This is a genomic window from Streptomyces sp. NPDC002690, from assembly GCF_053592415.1.
Map to the genome: position 1 here is coordinate 1 of NZ_JBSFVR010000484.1, position 4,495 is coordinate 4,495.

The 4,495-nt window shown below is 72.5% G+C and carries 4 protein-coding genes; 3 read left to right on the plus strand and 1 reads right to left on the minus strand.

The features are described 5' to 3' along the window. Positions 1-81 precede the first annotated feature (81 nt). Positions 82-1,338 carry a beta-ketoacyl-[acyl-carrier-protein] synthase family protein gene (locus ACWD3D_RS33760; protein ID WP_451464525.1) on the plus strand — a complete coding sequence of 419 codons (1,257 nt, stop codon included), beginning with the start codon at positions 82-84 and terminating at the stop codon, positions 1,336-1,338. 68 nt (positions 1,339-1,406) lie between these two features. On the opposite strand, the gene ACWD3D_RS33765 is transcribed toward ACWD3D_RS33760, so the two are convergent. Next, the gene (locus ACWD3D_RS33765) at positions 1,407-1,859 is read right to left on the minus strand and encodes a GNAT family N-acetyltransferase (protein WP_451464526.1); all 453 of its coding nucleotides are present in this window, start codon (positions 1,857-1,859) and stop codon (positions 1,407-1,409) included. 439 nt (positions 1,860-2,298) lie between these two features. Here ACWD3D_RS33765 and ACWD3D_RS33770 point away from each other — a divergent pair, with 439 nt between their 5' ends. Next, on the plus strand, positions 2,299-4,170 hold the full coding sequence (locus ACWD3D_RS33770; RefSeq protein WP_451464527.1) for an acyl-CoA dehydrogenase family protein: 1,872 nt from the start codon (positions 2,299-2,301) through the stop codon (positions 4,168-4,170). A 19-nt stretch (positions 4,171-4,189) separates the two neighbouring features. After that, positions 4,190-4,375, plus strand: coding sequence for a hypothetical protein (locus ACWD3D_RS33775; protein ID WP_451464528.1), 186 nt, complete (start codon positions 4,190-4,192; stop codon positions 4,373-4,375). Positions 4,376-4,495 lie beyond the last annotated feature (120 nt).

The window sequence follows — 4,495 nt, forward strand, 5'->3', positions numbered from 1 at the left end:
CAGGCCCCGGTCGGTGAGGACGGCGGGGTGGATGTCCCGGGCGAGGTCGCGGAGCTCCTGGAGGGCGACCTTCACCTCGCCGTGCGCCACGGAAGCCTGGCCGGTGCCGGTGCCGGTGCCGGTGCCGCCGTCGCCGTCACCGGCCTCGGGGTGGTCACCCCCGCGGGCACCGACGAGCACTCCTTCTGGGCGGGGCTCTGCTCCGGCCGGTCCACGGCACGAAGGTGCGAGGAACTCGCCGGTCTGCCCGTCGACTTCGCCTGCCCGGTGGACAGCGTCGATCTCGACGTCGCGGTCGGCGGCCGCTCGGTGTGGCGGATGGCGCGGTTCGTGAAACTGGCCCTCGTCGCCGCCCGGCAGGCGGTCGCGGACGCCGGGCACGACCCCGCGCACTGGGACGGCGGCCGGGTCGGCGTGGTCCTCGGAGTCGGCGTGGGCGGCGTCTCGGTGCTCGTCGACAACGCCCGCAGGCTGGCCGACGACGGACCGGACGCCGTGTCACCGCTGCTGGTCCCCATGATGATCCCGAACGCCGCCGCCGGGGAGGTGGCCATCGCGCTCCGCGCCCACGGGCCGAGCCTCGCCCCGGTCACGGCCTGCGCCTCCGGTGCGACGGCCATCAGCGTCGCCCGCGATCTGCTCGACAGCGGTCAGTGCGACATCGTGGTGGCAGGCGGCGCCGAATCCGTCCTCACCCCCCTCGTCGTCTCCGCGTTCGCCCGGATGGGCGCCCTCTCCACCCGGTCCGACGACCCGGCGAGCGCCTCCCGCCCCTTCGCCGCCGACCGGGACGGCTTCGTCATGGGCGAGGGCGCGGCCATGCTCGTACTGGAACGCGAGGCGGACGTACGGGCCCGGAGCGGGCGCACCCGCGCGCTGCTCGTCGGAGCCGGCTCCAGCACCGACGCCTACCACCCCACCGCACCCGAACCCGACGGCCGGGGTGCGCAACGGGCGGTGGAGGAGGCCCTGCGGCAGGCCGGCTGGACACCCGGCGAGGTCGACCACGTCAACGCCCACGGCACGTCCACCCTGCTCAACGACGCGATGGAGACCGCCCTCATCGGCCGGCTCTTCCCGCACGCGCCCACGGTCACCGCACCCAAGGGCGTCGTCGGCCACACCCTCGCGGCGGCCGGGGCCATCGAGGCCGTGGCCACCGTGCTGACACTGGAGCACGGACTCGTTCCGCCGATCGCCAACCTCGACTCGGTCACCGACGCGTTCGAGCTCGACTGCGTGGTGAAGGAGGCGCGCAGACAGTGCGTCGAGACCGCCGTGAGCCACTCCTTCGGCTTCGGAGGGCACAACGTGGCGCTGGCATTCCGGCACGCCTGACAGACCAACATCAGGTTTGGTGGGAAGTCCGGTTCCTCACGTGCTCACGTGCTCACGTGCTCGCCTGCTCACGTGCTCACGTCGTTCGCGTTGGGCCGGACCCTCGGCAGGCCGAAAGCCGCCATCCGCTTCTCCTCGTAGGAGAGGAACCCGAGGCTCCGGTAGAAGGCGGCGTTGTTCCTGCCCTCCGGCGTCGATTCGTGGTCGGTGGACAGGAGGAAGAAGCGGCAGTGGGCGTACCGCTGCTTCAGGTGCTCGATCAGGGCGCGGCCGACGCCCTGCCGATGGAACGCCGGATCGACCAGGAGGTCCTGGACGTAGCAGACGCTCTCGTCGTCGGAGATCGTTCGGGTCAGTCCCACGAGCGCGCCCGACTCGTCCCGGGCGGTGACGACCAGGTGGGAGTTGGTCAGGCCCCGACAGAGTTTCCCGACATCGCGGGTGTAGCCCGTCCACTTCACGGAGTCGTAGAGCGCGAGGATCTCCTCCGGATCGAACACGCTCTCTTCGGAGATCCGCACATCCATCGCCTTCCCTCACGATCGTCCTCTGCCGATACCGGCACCACGGGTCGCGGCAGGAGCGCGGCCGACCGCACGGACCGCCGGCGCACCGACAGCCGTGGCCCACATTCTGCTCCCCGGCCGGGAACGGGACCGTGGGCCCCGGCGCACGCCGGTGGAAGGGGCCGATCGGCCTGGAGGATGCTGAGTACTGCCGCCCGGTCGTGCGACGGGCCGGTCGACGGGTGGAGGAGCGGAGGGCGTAGTGGGTGTCGAAGCGTCGGTGCGGGCCGAACTGTACCGGCACGACCGGTGCGTGCTGCGGCGCGAGCCGATGCCCGGGGCGAGGCTGGCTCGATCAGGCGGGGGGGAAGCGGGAGCGGACGGTGGCGGTGGCGGTGCTCGGCCGACGGGCGACGAGGGGTGTCCTCGCCGTTCCGTGATCGTTCAACGGAACATGACCCCTCTCCCCGCCGCGGCGCCGCTGTCTGCCGTCACGGACGCGCTGAGTGCCGTGATCTTCGGCCCCGACTTCCGCCGCGAGCACGCCTTCTGGCGCCGTCTGACCACCACCGAACCCTTCCGGAGCGGTACATGCTCCACCTCGGATGATCAACTCGCTCTCTCCTACGAGCGGTTGCGGCTGATCAACCGCTCCCTCGACAGTGCGGCCCGGCTCGCCTGTGACGTACGTGCCCTCACCGCGATGCACGAGTGGCTCGGGCCGGTCGATCCCACCCTCGCCACGGTGGCGGGGATCCACTACAACCTGTTCCTCGGCAGTCTGCTCGACCACGACCCCGAGGGGCGCCGCGACCTCTCCGGACCGCTGCACATGGACGAGATCGGTACCTTCCTCTGTACGGAGGTCGCGCACGGCAACGACGCGACCGAGGTGGAGACGACCGCCACGTACGACCGCGCGCGTGACGGATTCGTGCTGCGCACCCCGCACGCGGGCGCGCAGAAGTTCATGCCCAACACCAGCCCGGTGGGCGGCCCCAAGAGCGGGTTGGTCGCCGCGCGGCTTGTCGTCGACGGGGCCGATCACGGCGTTTTTCTCCTGCTGGTACCGCTCACCGACGCCGTCGCCGCCCTCCCGGGCGTACGGGTGCGCAGGCTGCCGGCCCGGATGGGTTCGCCGGTGGACCACTGCCTCACCTCGTTCGACGACTGCTTCGTACCCCGTTCGGCACTGCTCACCGGACCTCAGGGACACGTGGGCGACGGCGGCGAGTTCACCGGCGCGCTGCCGGGCAGACGGCGGCGCCTGCTCGCCTCGATCGCCAGGGTCACTCCCGGCAAGCTGGCCATGAGCGCCTGCGCGGTCGGCTCGGCGCGCGTCGCGCTCGCCGTCGCCGTGCGCTACGCCGGGCACCGTACCGTCGCGGGCCCGCGCGGCACCGGCGCGATTCCCGTGTACGCCCACCGCACCCACCACGGCCCGTTGGCCGAGGCAGTGGCCACGGTCTTCGCGATGAGCCTGCTGCACCGCCGTGCGCTCGACCGCTGGGAGGCGAGCGCGGACGAGACCGACCGGGGGGCTGCGGAGCGGCTGGTCGCCGTCGCCAAGGGGTGGATCACCTGGCAGGCGAGGGATGTGATCGTGGAATGCCGTGAACGCTGCGGAGCGCAGGGGCTGCTGGAGCACAACGGTCTCGCCGCACTGGTCACCGGCATCGAGGGCACCATCACCGCCGAGGGCGACAACCTCCCCGTGCACGTCAAGGCGGCGGCCGAGATGCTGCCCCTGGCACCACAAGCCCCGGTGCACGCCGCCGACGGGGCGGTGGGGCCGGGCGGCCTCAGGGATCCGGTCTTCCTGCGCGGGCTGCTCGCCGTGGTGGAGGCCCTCCGTTTCGCGCGGGCCCGGGCGCGCATGGGCGCCGCACCTGCCGGGGACGCGCTCGGGCGCTGGAACGCGGCTTCGGGTGCCGCCCTGCGGGGAGTGGAGGAGTACGCGGCCCGGCAGGCGGCCGAGGCGTTCGCGGAGGCCGTCGCCGCCCTGCCCGAGGGGGCCGCACGCGAACGGCTCGTCGAGGTCGAGTGGTTGTTCCTGCTCCGGCAGGTCGGCCGCAGCACCGGAGAACTGCTGGCCGTCGGACGGATGACGGCCGAGCAGGTAAGTGTCCTGCCCGACCTGTACGAGGAGGCCGTGACCGCCGTCGCCGCGCACGCTCCCAGGCTGGTGGAGTCGTGCGCGCTGCCGGACGAACTCTTCGCCGGCCGCCCGATCGCCGGACCCGCCTACGCCGAGGCATACGACGACCCCGAAGGCCCCTGGCACCGGACCGCCTCCGCCCGTGCGGCCGGGGAGGCCGTGCGATGAGAGGGGGAGGAGACCGGCGATGGTCCGGTGGGTGGTCCGGGCGATGAACGCCCGCCACGGGCGCGGCCGGACGGTACGCGAGGCCATGGCCTCACTGGGGGTGAAGGCCGTCCTTCTGGCGTACTGGGGTACCGCCTTCGTGGTCTCGATGGGGCGGAAGAAGCCGCAGGTGGGCGTAGAGGAATCGGTTCGCCGGAATGCGTAACCAGACGGGGCTCAGCGAGTTAGGACGTGTGTCGAAAGTGGCGCCGTCCGCCCGGAGGGCGGGTCCGGCGACGTCTGGTGCGTGCGATCGCAAGGCGGAGGGTCGCCCCGATACTGGATG

Coding starts and splice junctions, on each gene's coding strand:
- ACWD3D_RS33775 (WP_451464528.1), top strand. CDS start 4,190: ATGGTCCGGTGGGTGGTCCGGGCGATGAACGCCCGCCACGGGCGCGGC.
- ACWD3D_RS33770 (WP_451464527.1), top strand. CDS start 2,299: ATGACCCCTCTCCCCGCCGCGGCGCCGCTGTCTGCCGTCACGGACGCG.